18 protein-coding genes and 1 tRNA gene are annotated in these 19,734 nt (G+C 44.6%); 9 read left to right on the top strand and 10 right to left on the bottom strand.

Going from position 1 to position 19,734, the window contains the following annotated elements; genetic code table 11:
- Position 1: 1 nt before the first annotated feature.
- The 4 genes from GZN30_RS08375 to GZN30_RS08390 form a co-directional block, all read right to left on the bottom strand.
- Positions 2 to 1,324, bottom strand: a complete 1,323-nt coding sequence (locus GZN30_RS08375) for a TRAP transporter large permease (RefSeq protein ID WP_075649248.1) — start codon at positions 1,322 to 1,324, stop codon at positions 2 to 4.
- Complete coding sequence (locus GZN30_RS08380) at positions 1,321 to 1,899, bottom strand: TRAP transporter small permease subunit (protein WP_075649249.1); 579 nt, start codon at positions 1,897 to 1,899, stop codon at positions 1,321 to 1,323. The genes GZN30_RS08375 and GZN30_RS08380 overlap by 4 nt, the downstream gene beginning before the upstream one ends.
- Before the next feature lie 125 nt (positions 1,900 to 2,024).
- Complete coding sequence (locus GZN30_RS08385; protein ID WP_075649250.1) at positions 2,025 to 3,059, bottom strand: TRAP transporter substrate-binding protein; 1,035 nt, start codon at positions 3,057 to 3,059, stop codon at positions 2,025 to 2,027.
- A gap of 327 nt (positions 3,060 to 3,386) precedes the next feature.
- Positions 3,387 to 4,826, bottom strand: a complete 1,440-nt coding sequence (locus GZN30_RS08390) for an NAD-dependent succinate-semialdehyde dehydrogenase (protein WP_075649251.1) — start codon at positions 4,824 to 4,826, stop codon at positions 3,387 to 3,389.
- A 153-nt stretch (positions 4,827 to 4,979) separates the two neighbouring features.
- On the opposite strand from GZN30_RS08390, the gene GZN30_RS08395 reads away from it, so the two are divergent.
- Complete coding sequence (locus GZN30_RS08395) at positions 4,980 to 5,912, top strand: LysR family transcriptional regulator (RefSeq protein ID WP_075649252.1); 933 nt, start codon at positions 4,980 to 4,982, stop codon at positions 5,910 to 5,912.
- Positions 5,913 to 5,982: 70 nt separating this feature from the next.
- Here GZN30_RS08395 and lhgO read toward each other — a convergent pair whose 3' ends face one another.
- Both lhgO and glaH read right to left on the bottom strand, forming a co-directional pair.
- Positions 5,983 to 7,242 carry an L-2-hydroxyglutarate oxidase gene (gene lhgO, locus GZN30_RS08400; protein WP_075649253.1) on the bottom strand — a complete coding sequence of 420 codons (1,260 nt, stop codon included), beginning with the start codon at positions 7,240 to 7,242 and terminating at the stop codon, positions 5,983 to 5,985.
- 280 nt (positions 7,243 to 7,522) lie between these two features.
- Entirely contained in the window at positions 7,523 to 8,482 is a 960-nt protein-coding gene (gene glaH, locus GZN30_RS08405; RefSeq protein ID WP_075649254.1) for a glutarate dioxygenase GlaH, read from the bottom strand.
- A gap of 175 nt (positions 8,483 to 8,657) precedes the next feature.
- Here glaH and GZN30_RS08410 point away from each other — a divergent pair, with 175 nt between their 5' ends.
- The 3 genes from GZN30_RS08410 to GZN30_RS08420 all read left to right on the top strand — a co-directional run bounded on the left by GZN30_RS08410 (position 8,658) and on the right by GZN30_RS08420 (position 10,858).
- The gene (locus GZN30_RS08410) at positions 8,658 to 9,566 is read left to right on the top strand and encodes a LysR family transcriptional regulator (RefSeq protein WP_075649255.1); all 909 of its coding nucleotides are present in this window, start codon (positions 8,658 to 8,660) and stop codon (positions 9,564 to 9,566) included.
- Between the two features lie 94 nt (positions 9,567 to 9,660).
- Complete coding sequence (locus tag GZN30_RS08415; protein ID WP_075649256.1) at positions 9,661 to 10,137, top strand: peroxiredoxin; 477 nt, start codon at positions 9,661 to 9,663, stop codon at positions 10,135 to 10,137.
- 181 nt (positions 10,138 to 10,318) lie between these two features.
- Positions 10,319 to 10,858, top strand: a complete 540-nt coding sequence (locus GZN30_RS08420; RefSeq protein ID WP_075649257.1) for an NUDIX domain-containing protein — start codon at positions 10,319 to 10,321, stop codon at positions 10,856 to 10,858.
- A 189-nt stretch (positions 10,859 to 11,047) separates the two neighbouring features.
- On the opposite strand, the gene GZN30_RS08425 is transcribed toward GZN30_RS08420, so the two are convergent.
- The gene (locus GZN30_RS08425; RefSeq protein ID WP_075649258.1) at positions 11,048 to 11,428 is read right to left on the bottom strand and encodes a hypothetical protein; all 381 of its coding nucleotides are present in this window, start codon (positions 11,426 to 11,428) and stop codon (positions 11,048 to 11,050) included.
- A gap of 288 nt (positions 11,429 to 11,716) precedes the next feature.
- Here GZN30_RS08425 and GZN30_RS08430 point away from each other — a divergent pair, with 288 nt between their 5' ends.
- The 4 genes from GZN30_RS08430 (at position 11,717) to GZN30_RS08445 (ending at position 15,512) form a co-directional block, all read left to right on the top strand.
- Entirely contained in the window at positions 11,717 to 12,979 is a 1,263-nt protein-coding gene (locus GZN30_RS08430; RefSeq protein WP_075649259.1) for an HD-GYP domain-containing protein, read from the top strand.
- A gap of 574 nt (positions 12,980 to 13,553) precedes the next feature.
- Complete coding sequence (locus GZN30_RS08435; RefSeq protein ID WP_075649260.1) at positions 13,554 to 14,360, top strand: ParA family protein; 807 nt, start codon at positions 13,554 to 13,556, stop codon at positions 14,358 to 14,360.
- 1 nt (position 14,361) lies between these two features.
- Complete coding sequence (locus GZN30_RS08440) at positions 14,362 to 14,754, top strand: hypothetical protein (protein WP_075649261.1); 393 nt, start codon at positions 14,362 to 14,364, stop codon at positions 14,752 to 14,754.
- A gap of 2 nt (positions 14,755 to 14,756) precedes the next feature.
- On the top strand, positions 14,757 to 15,512 hold the full coding sequence (locus GZN30_RS08445) for a hypothetical protein (RefSeq protein ID WP_075649262.1): 756 nt from the start codon (positions 14,757 to 14,759) through the stop codon (positions 15,510 to 15,512).
- Positions 15,513 to 15,871: 359 nt separating this feature from the next.
- Here the strand turns inward: GZN30_RS08445 and GZN30_RS08450 are convergent.
- Positions 15,872 to 15,948: transfer RNA gene (locus GZN30_RS08450), tRNA-Arg, on the bottom strand.
- Between the two features lie 202 nt (positions 15,949 to 16,150).
- Here GZN30_RS08450 and folD point away from each other — a divergent pair.
- A complete protein-coding gene (folD, locus tag GZN30_RS08455; RefSeq protein ID WP_075649263.1) occupies positions 16,151 to 17,011 on the top strand; it encodes a bifunctional methylenetetrahydrofolate dehydrogenase/methenyltetrahydrofolate cyclohydrolase FolD in 861 nt (286 codons plus the stop codon).
- A 354-nt stretch (positions 17,012 to 17,365) separates the two neighbouring features.
- On the opposite strand, the gene GZN30_RS08460 is transcribed toward folD, so the two are convergent.
- Positions 17,366 to 17,968, bottom strand: a complete 603-nt coding sequence (locus GZN30_RS08460) for a GNAT family N-acetyltransferase (RefSeq protein ID WP_075649264.1) — start codon at positions 17,966 to 17,968, stop codon at positions 17,366 to 17,368.
- 429 nt (positions 17,969 to 18,397) lie between these two features.
- Positions 18,398 to 19,597, bottom strand: coding sequence for a NupC/NupG family nucleoside CNT transporter (locus GZN30_RS08465; RefSeq protein WP_075649265.1), 1,200 nt, complete (start codon positions 19,595 to 19,597; stop codon positions 18,398 to 18,400).
- Between the last annotated feature and the right edge of the window lie 137 nt (positions 19,598 to 19,734).

A 19,734-nucleotide genomic window follows, 5' to 3' on the forward strand; every position in this document is an offset into this window, starting at 1 on the left:
ACTAATTTACTCCCATCACTTTATTCGGTAGCCACATCACCACTTCTGGGAACATCATGCACATGATCAGCACACACAGTTTCAAAGCGATAAACGGCAGAATTGAGCGATAAATATCCATCATACTGACACCCGGAGGCGCGATGCCTTTCAGGTAGAAAAGTGCGAAACCATAAGGAGGGGTTTGTACCGCGATCTCAATATTCAGAATCATCAAAATGCCGAACCAAATAGGGTCGTAGCCAAGTGAGACAACTATCGGGGTAAACAGTGGTGCACACATCAAAACGATGATCAGCTCGTCGATGATAAAGCCGAGTAGTAACATGATCACTTGCATCAGAATGATCACCCCAAGCGGAGGCAAACCGAGATCTTGGGTAATTTGCGCCACCATGTTTTGCACGCCACTTAACATGTGGAAGTTACTAAATAGCGACGCGCCGAGAATGATCCACATCGAGACACTGACCAACATCGCAGTTTCAAAACCCGACGACTTGAACATTTCAAAGCGAAAGCGCTTAAACAGAATCGCCAAAATAATCGCGCCGACTACCCCTATCGCCCCAGATTCGGTTGGCGTTGCTATACCGGTAATAATGCTGCCCAATACCGCGACAATCAGTAGTAAAGAAAAGAAACCATCACGGGCTGTTGTGAACTTTTCTTTGCCCGACATTTGGGTTTCACTGCCAGTGCCAAGCGGAGCTTTTTTCGGGTTGAGCTTACAGCTGATAATGACGTAAGCCATCAGCAAAACGATCGAGATTAGCGCCGGAATGATCGCAGCAAGGAACATACGCCCCACCGAGTTTTGCGTCGTCGCGGCATACATGATCATCGGAATACTCGGCGGGATCAAAATACCCAATCCGCCACCCGCCATGATGACGCCAAGTGCCAGACGTTTATCGTAGCCACGCTCTAACATCGGCTTCAGGGCGATACTGCCTGAGGTCATAATGCCGGCACCGATGATGCCTACCATCGCGCCAATCATCGAACAGACACCGATAACGCTGACCGCTAAAGAGCCACGAATACGACCAATCACCATTTGGCTGGCATTAAACATCGCATCGCCAATACCGGAGCGAGTCAGCAACTGTCCCATATAGATATACAGCGGGATAGCCAGCAGAATAAAGCTAAAGAAATTACTTTCGATGGTGGTCGGCACTAGGTTAAAAATGCCCTCGCCCCAAGTGAGATAACCCATCCCCATCGCGATACCGCCAAGGGCAAGCCCTACCGGTGCACCCAGTGCAAAACTGGCAAGAATGCAGCCAATGAGCAACAGCGTTAATACTTCAATACTCATAAATCCCCCGCTTGTTCGACTAGTGTCTCGGTTTCTTCGCTCTCTTCTGGAGCCTGCTCAATTAACGATTTACCGGTAAACAAGTAGTAAAGGTCTTGCACAATATCGCTGGTAAATTGGACGATGAACGCGCCGCAAGCCACCACCATCATGACCCAGAAATGCGCCATCGATGGTGCCCATTCAGACTGACGGCGGTAATTAAACTCGACGGCTTCTTCAAACTTACCCAGTGCCATAATCAGCACCACATAAAGAAAGAAAATCGCCAGCGAGTAAGAAAATAGATTGAACAGTGAACGTACTCGAGCCGAAACCGATAGGTAGAGCACATCCACATTAATGTGAGCTTTATTTTGTTGGGCTAATGCGCCACCTAGCGCAGCAATATAGCCAAATAAGAAAAGTGATACGTCGTATGCCCAAATGGTTGGCGCACCCAGTACATAACGAGAAAAGACTTCAAAAGCGACCGTCGCTGCCAGAATAGGCATTAAGAGCGATGCTGACACACCGATCAAATAGATTATCTTGTTCACGCCGCGACAGTACGTTGCTAACACTGTACTCAACATAGACTTCATCCCTAACAGCATAAAAGGAGGAAGGGGGGATCCAGCCCCCCTTATTGGTGATTCAGCCTGAGGGTCAATCTCGCTTTAAATCACCTGTGTTTTCAACATGGTTTTGTCGATAGTTTTTATTGTGTGTCTTGTACAATTTTGATTAGACGCTGGCTGTATTTGTCAGAGTCGGCATACTCAGCCCATAGTGAACCTGCCGCTTTGTTCCACTGCTCGGCATCTGCTGCGCTTGGCTCTGGGCTCCACTTCATACCTTTTGCTTCCATATCAGCAATGGCTTGAGATTCCCAAAGGCGAGACTTAGTCATCTGCTCACGAGCGTGCACAGCACTTGCCGCGCGTACAATCGCTTTCAGATCATCCGGAAGTTTGTTCCATGCACTCTTATTCACTACGATTGGCAGCGTTTGCGCACCGGCGATTGGAAGACGGTACATGTATTTCGCTACTTCGACGTGGTTACCATCGCGGTGGTCGATGATGTTACTACCGATAGAACCATCGATAACGCCAGTCGCTAAGCTGGTGTAGATTTCGCTGTAAGAAAGTGATGCTGGTGACGCACCTAGGTTACGTAGAAATTTACCGTAAGCGCCTGGTGCACGGATTTTTAAGCCTTCGAAGTCTTCAATTGAGTTAATTGGCTCTTTAGTTAGCACGTAAACAGGTAGCTGAATGTATGGTTCAAGCCAAACGAGGTTTTGCTTGTCGTAGGCTTCTTCCAGTACTTCACCCCAGCCTTTTTCGTGGAATAGTGCGCTGAGCTCACCCACGTCATCTGTCATTCCTGGTAGACCCACTTCCACCACACCAGCAGGGAATTCGCCCGCATGCATTGGTTGGAAAGGTGCACCCATGGTCATAAGACCTGATTTAACCGAGCCAAGAACACCAGTTTGACCAACGCCTTCACCTGAATACATCATTTGAACCGCAATACGACCGTTCGACATTGCTTCAATATTTTCCGCAAAGCTTTTATACACTTCACCGTAAGCTGTACCGCGTGGATACAAGTTTACAAAGCGCCAATTATGCTCAGCGGCAAATGCCTCAGATACAGTTAAAAAAGTGCTTGATAGTGCAAGCGCGCAAGCAGCAACTTTTTTGGTTAGGCTTCCCTTGTTCAATTTAGTTAAAGTTTTAAACATGAACTTTCTCCTTGAGTGATTCTGTTTGCTCTGGCTCGACCAGTAACAGTTTGTCGTGACTGATTAATCCTTAGTTGTCACTGTGTAACTTATAATTACATTCTGTTTACATTCTTTAAATTCGTAATTCTCCACCTAAAGTTTTATCACTATCAAACCATTGCTTTGAGCACACGAAATCACTGGGTTTAATGCCAAATTGCAGGCAAAAAAAAGCAGCACATCAGTGCTGCTAAAATATTTTGCCCCAATGGTCTGGAAGGGGACTAGTTAGGGAAAACATGTCAAACTAAGAAAGGAGAATCTGTTATTTTTCCAATTAGGAAATTAAATGCCGTGGCATAAGTACTTAATTTCTAGGTAATCATCGATGCCATATTTCGAGCCTTCACGTCCACTGCCCGACTCTTTAACGCCGCCAAATGGAGCCACTTCAGTCGAGATTATGCCTTCATTGATACCCAGGATGCCGTATTCCAGTGCCTCACTCATGCGCCAAACTCGCGCATGATCTCGAGTATAGAAATAAGCAGCTAAACCGTAAGGCGTATCGTTGGCTCGGCGCACCACATCCTGCTCATCATTGAAGCGGAAAATAGTCGAAATTGGACCAAACAGCTCTTGATGAGCGATATCCATCTCTTCGGTGACATCAGCCAAAATGGTCGGTTGATAGAACTGCGCGCCATAGTCATGCCCCGCTCCTCCAAGTGTCAATGTGGCACCTTGTTCAATCGCGGTTTGTACTAATGCCGCAACCTTTTCAAACGCTTTTTGATTAATGAGCGGTCCAATCTCGGTCCCTTCGACAAGACCATCGCCGACAGAAAGCGCTTTAACCGCTTGGGTGTACTTCTCCATAAACTCATCATAAATCGCATCATGGATATAGAGACGGTTTGTACACACGCAAGTTTGACCGGCATTGCGATACTTTGAGATCACCGCACCTAAGACTGCTTTATCAATATCAGCGTCATCAAAAACAATAAACGGTGCATTACCGCCAAGCTCAAGTGACACCTTTTTCACCGTATCTGCCGCTTGGCGTAGGATTAATTTGCCCACTGGTGTTGAACCTGTGAACGACACTTTGCGCACCAATGGATGACGACAAAGAACATCACCAACCACAGCCGGGCGTGAAGTCGTCACCACATTAACCACACCTTTAGGAATGCCCGCTTGCTCAGCCAGTTTAACCATTGCAAGTGCACATAACGGCGTATCTTCCCCTGGCTTAATCACTACCGTACAGCCCGCAGCAAGTGCAGGACCGACTTTGCGTGTGATCATCGCGACTGGGAAATTCCACGGCGTAATCGCAGCCACCACACCAATTGGTTGTTTGATGGTCATATAACGATTGTTCGGGTTAGCCGCTGGGATCACGTCGCCATAAATGCGCTTCGCTTCTTCCGCAAACCACTCAATAAACGACGCACCATACAGCACTTCACCGTAGGCTTCTTTGTATGGTTTACCTTGCTCGGTCGTTAGGAGTTTGGCGAGCGCATCAGCGTTCTCGACAATAAGATCGAACCATTTCTTTAGCAATACGGCACGCTGCTTGGCAGTCGTCGTACGCCATTCTTGAAACGCTGCGTGGGCAGCAACAACGGCAGCTTCTGATTCTTCCTTGCCCATATCAGGCACAGAAGTAATAAGCTCACCAGTGGATGGGTTAACAACATCAACCTGTTTGCCATCTATGGCATCAACCCACTCTCCATTAATAAAACCACGGGATAAGACCAAATCTGCCATTAGTTCCATTCCTACTGTTATAAACATTAACAATGTCAAAGATAAAAAAAACCAAATCGCGCATAATAGCGCCAGAACGTAACAAAATTATAACAAGCGTTTGAGGAACATAAATATTCCTCGATAAACATAAAGTTTTACGGATCTAAAACAATGACTAAAAATTCTGTGCCCATCGGTCACATTGGTGACTACGAAATAAAACAACTGAAAATATTTAAAGTGGTCGCCGATTGCGGTGGCTTCTCTGCTGCTGAAACCGAACTGAACGTGAGCCGCTCAACAATCAGTATTCACATCTCTAACCTAGAATCACGACTAAACCTAATTTTGTGCCGTCGGGGGCGATCAGGATTTGCGTTAACGGAAGAAGGGGCGGTAGTTTATGATGCAACGGTTAAATTACTCGGAGAACTGGAAGATTTTCGCAATACGATTAACCACTTAGATATTCAACCATCCGGCAGCTTAACGGTGCTGTTTAGCGACAATATCAGTTTGGATACCCGCGCCCATATGCCAGAGGTTATCCGTAATTTTGCCAATATCGCCAAAGAAGTGTATCTAACCGCTGAAGTCGCACGAATGACGGAAATTGAACGTAAAGTGCTACAAGAAGAAGCGGATATTGGCTTTATTCCCTTCCACCGCGAACTCGATGGATTAGAGTACGAACACTTCTATACCGATATCTGCTACCTCTACGCCAGCAAAGATAATCCTCTGGCTGAGCTTTCAGAACAAGAGCTGTCCGATGAGGTAATCAATGGCTTCCCTGTTGCCTACGCCGGTATCAAAACTCAAGAACGGCTCAATTCACACTTGGCGAAAATGAATCTTAAAGCCACCGCGTATAACTATGAGTCACGCTTAGCGCTGATTCTTTCGTCGCGCTACATTGGTTATCTGCCAGAAAACTATGCCAAGCCTTATGTCGACTCAGGTGAGTTGGTAGCAATTGCCCCAAGCGATCGCTATTACTACCTAGAGATCATGGCAATTACCAAGAAAACCAACTCAATTAATAAATTGAGATCATTATTTATCAAAACCATGCGCGACTATTATCGGAAAATAAAAGAATAACTCGCCAATGGTACGGCGATAAAAAAACCTGAAGCTTAGCTTCAGGTTCTTCGTCAGTTAACTGGTTAAATTACGCGGTTTCAGCAACTTGTTCTGCTGGCGATTCTGCCTGCTCAATCCCCTGCTTTTTCATGATCTTATCGCAGATATAACCGCCAATCGGAATAGCAGAAGTCGCGGCAGGTGAAGGCGCATTACACACATGCAAACTACGCGCGCTCTCGGCAAACAAAAAGTCATGCACTAAAGTACCGTCACTCAATACTGCCTGCGCGCGTATCCCCGCTGGATATGGCTGCAAATCTTCTACTTTGATTTTTGGACAGTACTTATTCACCAGTTTTAAGTAACCCGGTTTCCACCATGAATTCTTGGTTTCAATAAGACCCGTTTTTAGGTGCTTAGCAGAGACTTTCCAAAAACCTGCAAAGCCCAACATATCCAATACGTCACGCAGGCTAATATTAATTTTGCCGTAGCCCTCTCGCTTCCAGCCCTGCACCGCATTAGGACCAACTGTCACTGAACCATCAATCATTCTCGTCAGGTGCACACCTAAGAATGGCAAATCAGGATCAGGGATTGGATAAATGAGATGATTCACGATGTCATTATACTTCGCTGGTAAACGGTAATATTCACCACGATATGGGATAATTTGAAAGTCAGTGTCGATGCCCATCATTCGGGTCATGCGATCCGCCATAAGCCCTGAACACACCACAATAAACTGGCTATCAAAGTTAACTGGTTGACCTTTAGAATGGGTTGAAATCACGACTTTATCGTCATGTTCAACTAAGCCACGCACTTCCGTTTCAAGTGAAATCACGCCACCAGCATCGGCAAACTCTTGTGCCATTTTTTCCGTCACTTGACGATAGTTGACGATGCTTGTGGTCGAAACAAAAATCGCGCCTAAGCCGACAATATTCGGCTCTCGCTGTTTAAGCTGGTGCTGATCCAACAGTTCAACATCCAAACCGTTCTGATGACAGCGATCGAATAACGCCTGCATGCGCTCGACTTCAAGCTCTGACGTTGCCACCAGCAATTTTCCGCAGTTCTCTACGGGAATGTCATGCTTAGCACAAAACGCCGTGGTCGCTTCTACCCCAGCTTTGCAAAATTCTGCTTTCAGGCTGCCCGGCGCATAGTAGACACCAGCATGGATCACGCCACTATTGTGACCTGTTTGATGGCAAGAAAAACCCGACTCTTTTTCAATAAGTAGAATCGATTTATCTGGGAAACGACTTTGTAATTGCCACGCCGTCGATACGCCAACAATCCCGCCGCCGACGACGACGTAATCATACATTTTGTTCACTTCGGTGCTCCTTCACTTTCTTTATTTTAGTTATACCCAAGAAACCTACTGAGTCGAGCCATACTATTTAGAAGTTATTTTCCCCTGAATAGTTCACTCGTTACCATAACACCTTGTTACCATAAACCTTGTTATCATAAACCTTAGTGGCGATGTTTTCTTTGAAGTTGCTTGGGTATAAATACGCAAATAAATTGAAGCTGCAGTTCACCCCACTGCAACTTCAATTTGATAAGAGAGTAAGCGGTTAAACTAGGCTAATGTTAGCCAGTTTCATTGCTTAACGAGTAAAGTGACCACGTTGACGTAGCAGCTCACGCTTTAAGCCTTCATGAGCAACAAACTTATCACGACCATGTAGCCAACAGTGGTTTTGCACCACCAACATGCTACCAATGCGCACGCGCACGTTGAAACAGTTAGTATCACTCTCAAGTGACTCACTCATCTCGTTTAGGTATAGACCTTGTTGCATGTTCTGTGGCTGAGCAAACTGGTCGATAAACAGCATGTGTGGTTTGCCATTTTTATCCTCTTCAAAAAAGACTGGGTGCTCAATGCTGTAACCGACATTTTTACTTGGTGGCGCGCTCCATACGATGTTTTGCTTCGCCATTGGGTGGTGGTAGAACTTCTCAAGATCTTGCCAGTCATCAACGTGTAGCAATAGAGAGTCACCCATTTGCATGTTTTTCTCATCCATCTTCATCATCAGAACGAAGTCAGTACGCTCATTTACATAAGTACCGTCATTGTGTAATTCCATACGGCGGTGTGCTTGACGTAGGTAGCTATCACTGTTATCGGCATTTTTCACCGTAAAGCGTGCGTAGTACTTGCCGTACATCGCATCAAAGTTTGGAATACCGATCAGGTGCGAAATCGCCGTAGAAAGAATCACAAAGAATTCACGTTGTGCTTCGCTATCTTCATACAGTGCTGCCGCTTCTTCTGATGGCTCAACTAAGAATGCCGCTCGCTCACGATCTTCCATCACTTCAACCAAGAACTGACCAAGCTGGTAGTCACACGCTTTATCTAATGCATCCGCAACAGCGAAACGTAGAAATGGCTTGTACTCGAGAGATTGCAGACTGTAGTTCTGGATCAGGTCAGCAAAGGTATCCAAGGTTTCTTTGCTCAGTGTGACCACTTGAAGGCGTGCATTTTCTGAGTGAGCAGTCACAGTAAAACCACAACGTTCCTCTACATTATTATTGAAAACCTTAGCAATATTCATTGTTGAACTTCCTTATTTGGCTGAGCAGGCAAACTGCGTTTCACGTTATTTTGTTGTCATGCGATTAGGCTAATTTGCCCTCCGCTTTAGTTAACAAAACTATAACTTTTGCGAGGTCATATTAACAATATATGGTATATATACTTTCCATAACCAAAATAGATTGGCGGATAAAATGGACTTTAAACGGCTGCACTATTTTCACCAGTTAGCGAAGACGGGCAACTTCACCAAGGCTGCTGATCAGCTTGGTATCGCTCAATCAGCGCTAAGCACCAGCATCAAAAAACTTGAGCAACAAACGGGTCTAAAGCTTATCAATCGCACCGAGCGACAGATGAGTTTGACGGCAGAAGGGCAAGTGTTGTTACGTCATGCCAAGATTATTTTGGAAGATGTCGAACAAGCAGAAAAAGAACTGCAAGAGCTGAAAGGATTAACCAGCGGGACGATTAGCTTTGGCGCTTCAGCGATGTTGGCGTCTTACTTTCTTCCCGATGCGCTAGAGCAATTCAAAAAAGCCTATCCGGGTATCCAAATCAAAATTCAAGAAGCCGGCACTGCTACTCTTGAGCAGATGCTGATCAACGGTGAACTCGATCTTGCGCTGATCCGCGGCGATCGTGAGCATGAGCAGATCCGACGGATCTTCTTAGCCGAAGATCACATCTCTGCCTGCGTGCCTAGCCATCACCCTTTCGCAAACAGACAAAGCGTAACGTTAGAGGAGTTTTGCCAGCAGCCTCTTGTGCTGTTTAAAAACGGCTACTTCTTACGCGAAGCCGTGAACAGCTATTGCCAACGGCATAAAATCAAACCGGATGTCCACTTTGAAACCAACCTGCCTGAACTGTTGAAGTCAATGGTGAGAAAAGAGATTGGCATTGGTACCTGCTTGCCGGTGTTGGTTGCCGATGATCCGCAACTAAAAGCCATCCCATTTGAGCCAGCCATACCTTTAAAGTTGGGCATTGGTTGGAAATCGAGCCATTATCTCTCTTCTGCTGCCAAAGCCTTCGTGAGTTTTTTGCAGCAAACGATCCAACAACAGAATCACGACGTAAACGGTACGCAAGTGAAATAGAACCTCTAAATCAGTAACCCTATTTTCTCTCGGTGGTTAGAGCCACCCTGAGCCGCTAAACTGACTAAACATTTACACAGTAAGGATTCAAACCATGATTCAACAAGGACAAGCATTACCAGAAGCGACACTTAGCCAATTAACCAAAGATGGCATGGTAAATCACTCAACCAGCGAGCTATTTGCGAATAAAAAAGTGGTGCTATTTGCCGTACCTGGCGCGTTTACTCCAACCTGTTCAGAAGCGCATTTACCTGGCTATGTCGTATTGGCTGACCAACTCAAAGCCAAGGGTGTCGATATGATTGCTTGCGTGAGTGTTAACGATGCTTTTGTAATGAAAGCATGGGGAGAAACACAAAATGCCGAAGAAATTGCCATGCTCGCTGATGGTGATGGCAGCTTTACCAAAGCACTAGGCTTAGAAATGGATACCGCAACCTTTGGCGGCATTCGCTCACAGCGTTACGCGATGATCATCGATAATGGTGTGGTAACGACTCTTAACGTTGAAGCGCCCAAAGAATTTGAAGTGAGTAAAGCAGAAGCGATTTTGGCGGCTTTGGGTTAAGCACCCGCTCTCCCAAAACGTAAAAAAAAGACAATTCGAGGTGGTGTCATCGCACCACCTTTTTTGTGAGCAACAGATAAGGATTTAGCTCACTCGTGATACAAATCTTGTCTTTAACCAGCTACTTATCTCTAATAATATGCTTTCTACAAGCACTTCCAGCCCAAAACAAGGACACACCATGCCGCCTATCAAACAACTTTCATCTACCGTCGTTTACCAAAATAATTGGATGTCGGTGAGAGAAGATAAAATTGAACGCGCTAGCGGTAAGCAAGGGATCTATGGCGTAGTGGATAAACCCGATTGCGCTGCCATCATTGCAATTGGTGATGGCAAAATCCACTTAGTGAATCAGTATCGCTATACCGTACAAGGGAGCTTTTGGGAACTGCCTCAAGGCGCTTGGGAAGCCAACCCTGATGCTGATCATCTTGATTTAGCCAAAGGTGAACTTAGAGAAGAAACGGGGCTGGTTGCCGAAAGTATGGTTTATGTGGGTGTACAATTTATCGCGTACGGTTTTCTCAACCAAAAATGCCATATCTACCTTGCAACCGACCTAACTCAAACCGATACCCAGCTTGATCTGGAAGAAGAAGACCTCATTAGCCAAGCATTTGAACTTTCGCAATTTGAACAGATGCTGATAGACGGCGACATCAAAGATTGTGTAACCACCGCAGCCTACGGTCTAGCCAAGTTGAAAGGCTTGATTTAATTGGCTTGGTTTAGCTGCTTAATTCAAAGACCTAAGGTTTGAGCGAGGCACAATAACAACACCGAACGCCAAAGCGGGACATACAACCCATACCAACTAACAATCAAAAAAGGCGCTAACCAGAACAATCCCGTTAACGCCTCAATTTCAATTCGGTTTAATCAGTCTTTTCAAAGACTCGATGCGGAATTACTCTTCCTCAACACCGCAATCATTACAGCTTTGTAGCGCGATTTCATGCTCAAACACGGCTTTGTCGTTACCTTCAGCCAGTAGCTCAGCGATTTCATCAGCAACTTCTTGCTCATCTTCCGCTTCCACTTCATTTGCCAATTCTTCTTCTGAATAGCCAAAGAAATTCAACAGCAAATATTCGCGCGCTTCTTCTTTCGTGCAAGTCACATTAACTGAAAGATCTGCCTCAACGTTACCTTGCTCGATAATCGCAGCCACTTGCGCTAGAACATCGTCTTTCATCGCTGGTGTTAGCCAACCAAGATCAGTGCTTACCGTGGTCTTGGTGCAGTTAAAGCATGGCAATTGATGGAAGTAGTATTGAAAGTTAGTCATGAGTCATATCTTCTGTGTATGTTGTATACCGCGATTATGCGCCTTTTCTAGCAAATTACTATCTCTATAGAGATTGATAGCCATCTCCCTATCGCCAACTTTTCTCATTGCATCAGCCGCGAACAGATAAACGCCCTTCCATTGAGATAGAAATGTCACTTATTCGAGACTCTCATCTTGCCAAATTACTGAATTCAAGGCATTAATGACCACGCGAATTCTTGCCGTTGCACTTAATCGTCCTACCAATGGCAAAACACTATTTTTAGTTTTTGATTTGAAACGAATATGAAAGTAAGACTAGACGTAAAACAATTGCAGATTGGGCATTATGTTCATCTCCCGCTTAGTTGGGGACAGCACCCTTTCTTACTCAATTCGTTCAAGATCAAAACCCAAGAACAGCTCACCATTATCAAGCAGCTTGGTCTGAAATCTATCACGATCAATGCGCTTAAAAGTGACGTTCTCGATACGCCCGATGAAACAGCAGCGCCTGACAACCTTGTTGCCCCTGAGACCGAATGTGAGCTTGTGCCTATCGCAGCAGAAGCACTCGATGATATGTGGTCGAAGAAACAAGAAGGTCGTCAAAAACTTGCGGCGATTGAAGAGAGAATTCAACGCTCTAAGGTCGCCTTTGCTGACACGCTTAATGATGTCCAAGACATTTTTGACTTGGACAAACTCACCCAAAGTCCGAGCATCAATAACGCTTTAGCGATCGTAAACTTTATCTATAAAAACATTAGTGGTGAGAGTGGTAGCGCGATCCACTTAATGAACGATTCGGTTGGTTACAGCCGCCTGCATTACCACTCACTCAATGTCTCGTTATTATCAGTCTTAATCTGTCAGGCGAAAGGTTTCACACCTAAGCAATGCCAACTGGTCGCGTTTTCTGGCTTGTATCACGACATAGGAAAAACTCAGTTGCCGCTGAGTTTGCTTACTGCTCATGAACCCATGGAAGCCGGTGATAGACAAAGGCTTCGCTCTCACTTGGATAAGAGTTTACAAATTGGCGCTAAAATTCCTAAGTTTCCCGAAGCCGCGCTAAAACTCATTAGCCAGCATCACGAACGCAACGATGGTACAGGCTACCCAAAAGGGCTGCACAAAGATGAAATCCACCAGCTATCTCGGATACTTATCTTAGCCAACGCCTACGATAACTTGTGCAATAGAATAGAAAACCAGTGCTGCCCCCATGATGCCCTCACCTATTTATACAATAAGTGCCGCGATCAACATGATGTGCAGGACATTATGGCGCTAATTCGTGTGGTTGGGGTTTATCCACCGGGAACCTTGGTTGAACTTTCAGATCACCAAATTGGCGTGGTGGTTTCTACCAACCAAGAGAATCGCCTCAGCCCGTTTGTTTTGGTCTATGACCAGGACGTACCACGTGACCAAGCAGCGATTATCAATATTGGTGAGTTTGGCTTAAGCATCAACAAAGTATTAACGGATAAAAATTTAACGCTGGATCAGTATCACTATCTAAATCCTTCATCGCAATCGACGTACTTTATTGATGTGGAGTGAGGTTGAAGGCTATCCGTTTTAGCACGATATGTTGGTATGTCCCGCTTAGTACTCTGCCGGTCTCTTTCACCTTACTACGAGCGGTCCAGTTACTCTTTGCCTTACCAAAGAGTAACCAGAAAGGCGCTTTAGTCTGCTGGTGTGGTCCGGTCGGTTTTAGGCGTTCCCGACGCCGAAAACCTAAAAATGCTGTCCTGCATTTTTACCTAGTTTGGTGTTTATCTTTGGTTGATAAAGAGCTTCTTTGAAACAGAAGTAGTTGAAACAGAAGTAGTTCTAACTTGGTTTTGCCTTAAACCAAGTTAGGGTAAATATTCATTCATATATTGTTAACATGCGTTTTCCCTACCAAAAGTTATCCATACTTATAATACTGTTTGGTGTTAATCCCTTTGTTGCATTACGGGGGTAAATTTGACTAACTATCAACACCTGATGCAATGATAACTCTGGTAACAATGCCTTTGATCATATTTTATTGCTTACGATTTAACGATGTTTCATATGCGAAGTTAAATTCATGATAAGCTAATCCACAAAAATCAGTTGGTTAATATTATAAATTGGAGCTTATATGACAAAGGTCGTATCGTGTATCAATCTAAAAGGTGGTGTAGGTAAGACAGCCTTAGCTGTAAATTTTGCCGCCTATTGCGGTATTCAAGGTAAAAAAACCTTACTAGTTGATTTAGATCCTCAAACCAATGCAACGTTTTCTACGATTGGTGTTAAGAAGTGGAATGATGAAGTTAAAGTCCAAGGCACCGTTGCTGATTTGCTAGGGGCTAAAAGACACACTAGTGCTCAAGGCCAAAGTAAAACCGCGGAACAGGTGATAGTAAAGAACGTCTTCAAGAATGTAGATTTAATACCTTCTCACATAGACCTTTTTACCGTAGATTTAGACCTAGCTTCTGCACGCTTTCGTGAAACAAAATTGAAAAACGCGTTGAAAGACGTACTGGAAAACTATGATGTTGTGATCTGCGACTGTCCTCCTAACCTTACAATTCCTACTCAAAACGCACTAGCATTCAGTACTCACTATGTTGTTCCTGTGACATTGGATTTCCTGTCTGCTATTGGTGTTAGTCTATTAGTTAAACGTGTTGAAGAGTTTGGCCAAGATCTCGACCATAGTTTAAAGCAAGCAGGCGTTGTTATTTCACGAGTTGGTCGTCCCGCGATACATAGAGAAGAAACAGATGCTACTTTGAGAGCACAATTTGGAGACGCAATTCTCGATAGTGTAATAAAAGAAAGAACATCTGTTAGTGTGGCAGCACAATCTAATAAGCCGATTTTCTCATTAAATGATATTGCGGCAAAAGAAGAGTTTTTAGCTGTGTGTGAAGAACTCCTAGAACGCATAGAAGGTTAGTATGAAGAGTCACGATTTTGCAAAACAATTAGCACTTATGGCTAAGGTCCTTAAGAACGGACCAAATGTAGAACTAGACCAATTAGACATAAATAATTTCGGGAGCGTATCTTATGTTGAGCCGACAGTTGAGCAGAGTGATATTCCTCGTGCTTTAAGCATGCTCGTTGGGTTGAATAATGTCCAAAAATCTCAGTGGCTAGCCTTAATCGAAGAATATAATATTCCTTTAGATATTCGCTCTCGTGATGCAACCAGAGATATTATTGGGAAACTATTAAACTACCTTTCCAAGAATAAAGAGGCTCGCGAACAATTATCTGGGAAGAAAACTAAAAAAGTATCGAATTCTTCTTCAGAGCTAGCCGATGCTCTTAGCATATTGTTGACTTAGATATGGATTCATTTATCAAAGAGATCGATGTTAACTTCGAAGTTTTTTTCAATGAAGTTCAAGTTAATATCGACAATGTTATTCAAAATAACAATACGGATAAAGAGCAGTTTAAGCTAAGTTATCGACGTTTGGTTTCCTATCAAGCTTGGATGAGCGAGATTTTGGAAAAAGTGACTTGTGAGGAGTCATTGTCATTTTTCATTGAAGCCCAAAATGACGCGCTAATGTCTCATTCTCTAGCGAGACAAGGTTCTTGGCGAGTTGCCTTGATGTCGCTTAGAAGCTGTATAGAGAATACAGTATTTGGACTTTATTACATTCAGCACCCAGTTGAGTTGGAGTTGTGGACAGAAGGGAAGCACAAGTTAGGTTTCACTGAGACGGTAAACTACTTGTTAAAGCACCCAAAGTTTCACTCTACGAATTCGACTATCAATGGTATTGAAACACTAAAAGCTGAATACGCGACTTTATCAAAAGCAGTGCATGGTTCTTCAAAGCTATTCAGAATGACTAAAACAGGTCAGATTGAGGGTCTTAATGTTGCTTCTCCGAGTGACTTTAGTAGTTGGAGGACGCGCGAAATATCAGTACTTAATTCCTTGAATCTAATATTGCTTTGTTTTTTTCAAGATGAGTTAGTCGGTGCTGCCAATAGCAATTTACGCAAAGCAATTAGTGTTGCAATTAATCAGAGCAAGTTTCCTTTAATAAAGAGTGAGCTTAAGATTAACCTGATTAAACCCACCCCTTAAGCTACTGAGACATATACACCTTATAAAAAGCCGAACCGACTCACCATAGGTTCGGCTTATACCCCAAGAAAGCTGAAGCATTTAGACTTCGTTGTTGCTGTCTCAGCACCTAGTGTTCAAACCCTTAAGTAGAATAGATAGGTCTACTTTCTGAATGCCCTTATCTTTCCAGTTTCGAAGTGGGCCAGACCATAGATTACATCTCAAATTAGATGAACTTGAAATCCATGAGATACTAATTTAGTAAAACGTGTAACTTAAAAATGTCAAACAATGAGTTAACTATTGTGGCTGGCTGATGCCGCCGAAAAGCAAAAGCCCCGACAACTCATTGAGTTATCGGGGCTTTCTTGAATAAATGGCACGCCCTGTAGGATTCGAACCTACGACCACATCCTTAGAAGGGACGTGCTCTATCCAGCTGAGCTAAGGGCGCGCTACAGGGACAGGATTATACGAGTTAGAACGCTTAACACAAGGGGTTTTCGTAACATTCTGATCTGAATGCTTAAAAAAACTTCATTATCCGTGGCTAAGAGCAAAAATAACACGAAGCAAACGTTTGCTTATAGATGTTCGTCAAATTTTTTGCGACAATGCACCGCGTATTTCTCGCCATTCAATTATGAAGGAAAGTCATGACAGCTCAAAACATAGATGGGACGTTAATATCGCAAACAGTGCGATCTGAAGTTGCAGCACGAGTAAAAGCACGCAAGGAAGCAGGCTTACGTGCACCGGGCTTAGCCGTAGTGCTTGTTGGTGAAGACCCTGCCTCTCAGGTTTATGTAGGTAGTAAGCGTAGAGCATGTGAAGAAGTAGGCTTTGTCTCTAAGTCTTTCGATCTTCCTGCAACTACGTCAGAAGAAGAACTACTTAGCCTGATTGATGAACTGAATGGTGATGCGGAGATCGATGGCATTCTGGTACAGCTTCCGCTGCCAGCAGGTATTGATACCACGCACGTATTAGAACGAATTCATCCAGAAAAAGACGTCGATGGCTTCCACCCATATAACGTCGGTCGTCTCGCGCAGCGTATCCCTAAATTACGCTCATGCACGCCTAAAGGTATCATTACCCTACTCGACCGTTACAACATCGACCTACGTGGTAAACACGCTGTGATCGTTGGCGCTTCAAACATTGTGGGTCGCCCGATGACACTTGAGCTATTGCTAGCCGGTTGTACCACTACAACCTGTCACCGCTTTACTAAAGATCTTGAAGGTCACGTTCGCCAAGCTGACGTGGTAGTTGTCGCGGTAGGTAAGCCAAACTTTATTCCTGGCGAATGGATTAAGAAAGGCGCAGTCGTGGTAGATGTGGGCATTAACCGCCTAGATACTGGCAAGCTGGTCGGCGACGTTGAATATGCTAAAGCCAAAGAGAACGCGAGCTTCATTACTCCCGTGCCTGGTGGTGTGGGTCCGATGACGGTAGCAAGCCTGATTGAGAACACCATGCTGGCTTGTGAGCAGTTCCATACGGAGAAGTAGGCGGAGCGGAACGCTACGCTTACGGATGCGGGAACGCAAAGCGAAGCTTTGCTTCGGGAATCGAGAACGCTAGCCAATGCCTAGCGACAAGATAAACAAAGGGCTGACGATAATCGTCAGCCCTTTTGTTTTAATTCGAAGATTTAATCCACGGATAGTTTTAGCGTGTGTCTTTCAATTCCCGAAGTGAGGCGTAAGCCCAGCCTTCCCGTTCGCTTGTCATCCCCGAGAGAGAGGGACGACCGAGTTGGGGATCTCGGGGTTAACTTCAACAAGAACAAGATTCCCTACTCGCGCTGCGCGCTCTATGGAATGACAAAGAAGTTAGGATTAGAATGCGACGCAGAGGCGAAACTACAATTCTTTGATCATCAACTTTATCGATTGGTGGTCTTTTGTTGAAGGGAATGGCTTCGTATCATTAAATACGAATTCGTCATATTTTACTTCTGCCTTAGCAACAAAACCCCTCTTCTCAAAAACCCATTGCGAGCGAGAGCCCGCAGATTCTGCTTGAGCAAATTTGAAGCCCAACGAAAGAGCATTTTCAAGAGCCGCGTTAATCAGTGATGTCGCAACTCCTTGTCCCACATAATCAGCATGAACACCAATAAACTTAACTTGAAGGTATGCTTTCTCTTCAACCATGAGATTTTCAAAGTATTTTGAGTTAAGTAACTTTAAAATCGCCATCATTGAATCTTCGTCAGCGCCTTCAAAAGATAGAGCCCCATTCAGATCGCAGCATAAGACGCCGCCAATCACTTCATCATTTTCGTTCAACGCAACGTAACCCAATGCGTTTTCAACATTTTCAGAGCTGACATACGTCAGGTAGCCTAAGAACTCTTGGTTGACATGCTCACTATCAAATTGGTCGCGAGCGAATGAGTCAAAGATAACTTGAGCCGTTGCTTCGACCTGAGAATATAAAATAGGCTTGATGGTAAATGGCATGTATGTACTCCAATTGGTTGTAGGAGCAGCACATATAGACGCACTACTCCATAAGGAAAGTAGTGCCAAGGAATCTAAAGATGAATTCTTACCAAAGGTAAGGAGCGGAATAACCAACCGCTCTTTATCGTTTTAGGCTTGAGTAATATACAGCAATGATTCGGGAATGGGAACGCCATGCGAGTGCATGGCTTACGGATGCGGGAACGCAAAGCGATGCTTTGCTTCGGGAGTCGAGATTGGTAGGCGATGCCTAACTACGAGATAGACAAAGGGCTGACGATAATCGTCAGCCCTTTGCTTTAATTTGAAGATTTAATCCACGGAACGCTTTTAGCGTGTGCTTTTCAACTCCCGAAGTGAGGCACAGCCGAACGTTCCCGCATCTCGAATCCGTAAGCGAGGTTTTCACCTCGCGTTCCGTATCCCTTAAAGACTCAGAATTACGCCAGCTAGTGATGCGCTCATTAAGTTCGCCATTACACCTGCTGCGATTGCGCGAAAGCCGTATTTCGAGATGAATGTACGCTTCTCTGGTACTAGGCTGCCTAGACCACCGATTAGCATCGCCATAGTCGAGATGTTAGCGAAACCACATAGAGCGAACGTTACGATAGCTTGTGAGTGTTCACTTAGCAGTGGTTTCACTTCCATTAGCTGGATGAAAGCCACAAATTCGTTCACCACTACTTTGTTACCGATTAGCGAACCTGCGATGGTCGCTTCATTCCATGGCACACCTAGTAGCCATGCCACTGGTGCAAATAGGTAGCCAAGAATTAGCTCAAAGCTTAGTTCAATGCCAAATAGATCACCAGCCCAGCCAAGAATACCGTTTAGTAGTGCAATCACACTGACGAACGCTAGCAGTGTTGCACCTACCGCAACCGCGATACGTAGACCAGACATTGCGCCATCTGCCATTGCTTCAACGACGTTAGTTGCTTTTGGCATTTCTACATTCTCTAGATCCATTTCTGGTGCAACTTCACCGCTTTCAGGCATCATAATTTTCGCCATAAGCAGACCCGCAGGCGCAGACATAAATGCCGCTGCGATTAGGTAGTTGAGATCCACACCCAGTGATGCGTAACCCACTAGCGTACCACCGGCAACTGATGCCAAACCACCCGTCATTACTGCGAAGAACTGAGAGTCTGTCATGTGTTTTAGGTAAGGCTTAACCACAAGTGGCGCTTCGATCATACCAACGAAAATGTTTGCTGTAGCAGAAAGAGATTCAGCACGACCGATACCAAGAAGTTTTTGTAGACCACCGCCAATCAGGTTGATCACTTTTGGCATTAGACCAATATGGTACAAACCAGAAATCAGCGCTGAGAAGAATACGATGATACCCAATACGTTGATTGCAAAAGTGAAGCCACCTGTTGCCAAGCCACCGAATAGGAATGCGATACCTTCTTGACCATAGTTGATTAGGTTAGAAACCGCTGCAGTTACGCTGCCTAGCGCTTCTTTACCTGCCGGAACATACAGAACTAGCAATGCGAACGTGATTTGTAGTGCAAACGCCAAAGATACCGTTCGGTAGTTAATATTTTTTCTATTTGTAGATAGTAGCCATGCTGTAAACAGAATCGCCACAATACCAAGGATTGAGTTCATAAAATGAATCCGACAAAAGTGGGGGAACAAGATTGGCGCCGGATAATAACCGCGAAAAAATGAGACGCAAGTCACGTTTGTTGCAAAGTTGTGGTTTTGAGTGGTTAGTTTTCAACCACCAATGTAACCATATGTTT

The organism is Vibrio ponticus, from assembly GCF_009938225.1.
GTDB lineage: Bacteria > Pseudomonadota > Gammaproteobacteria > Enterobacterales > Vibrionaceae > Vibrio > Vibrio ponticus.

Excerpts from the sequence above, each read along its gene's own strand:
- GZN30_RS08375 (WP_075649248.1), bottom strand. The coding sequence starts at position 1,324 with ATGAGTATTGAAGTATTAACGCTGTTGCTCATTGGCTGCATTCTTGCC.
- GZN30_RS08380 (WP_075649249.1), bottom strand. The coding sequence starts at position 1,899 with ATGTTGAGTACAGTGTTAGCAACGTACTGTCGCGGCGTGAACAAGATA.
- GZN30_RS08385 (WP_075649250.1), bottom strand. The coding sequence starts at position 3,059 with ATGTTTAAAACTTTAACTAAATTGAACAAGGGAAGCCTAACCAAAAAA.
- GZN30_RS08390 (WP_075649251.1), bottom strand. The coding sequence starts at position 4,826 with ATGGCAGATTTGGTCTTATCCCGTGGTTTTATTAATGGAGAGTGGGTT.
- GZN30_RS08395 (WP_075649252.1), top strand. The coding sequence starts at position 4,980 with ATGACTAAAAATTCTGTGCCCATCGGTCACATTGGTGACTACGAAATA.
- glaH (WP_075649254.1), bottom strand. The coding sequence starts at position 8,482 with ATGAATATTGCTAAGGTTTTCAATAATAATGTAGAGGAACGTTGTGGT.
- GZN30_RS08410 (WP_075649255.1), top strand. The coding sequence starts at position 8,658 with ATGGACTTTAAACGGCTGCACTATTTTCACCAGTTAGCGAAGACGGGC.
- GZN30_RS08415 (WP_075649256.1), top strand. The coding sequence starts at position 9,661 with ATGATTCAACAAGGACAAGCATTACCAGAAGCGACACTTAGCCAATTA.
- GZN30_RS08420 (WP_075649257.1), top strand. The coding sequence starts at position 10,319 with ATGCCGCCTATCAAACAACTTTCATCTACCGTCGTTTACCAAAATAAT.
- GZN30_RS08425 (WP_075649258.1), bottom strand. The coding sequence starts at position 11,428 with ATGACTAACTTTCAATACTACTTCCATCAATTGCCATGCTTTAACTGC.
- GZN30_RS08430 (WP_075649259.1), top strand. The coding sequence starts at position 11,717 with ATGAAAGTAAGACTAGACGTAAAACAATTGCAGATTGGGCATTATGTT.
- GZN30_RS08435 (WP_075649260.1), top strand. The coding sequence starts at position 13,554 with ATGACAAAGGTCGTATCGTGTATCAATCTAAAAGGTGGTGTAGGTAAG.
- GZN30_RS08440 (WP_075649261.1), top strand. The coding sequence starts at position 14,362 with ATGAAGAGTCACGATTTTGCAAAACAATTAGCACTTATGGCTAAGGTC.
- GZN30_RS08445 (WP_075649262.1), top strand. The coding sequence starts at position 14,757 with ATGGATTCATTTATCAAAGAGATCGATGTTAACTTCGAAGTTTTTTTC.
- folD (WP_075649263.1), top strand. The coding sequence starts at position 16,151 with ATGACAGCTCAAAACATAGATGGGACGTTAATATCGCAAACAGTGCGA.
- GZN30_RS08460 (WP_075649264.1), bottom strand. The coding sequence starts at position 17,968 with ATGCCATTTACCATCAAGCCTATTTTATATTCTCAGGTCGAAGCAACG.
- GZN30_RS08465 (WP_075649265.1), bottom strand. The coding sequence starts at position 19,597 with ATGAACTCAATCCTTGGTATTGTGGCGATTCTGTTTACAGCATGGCTA.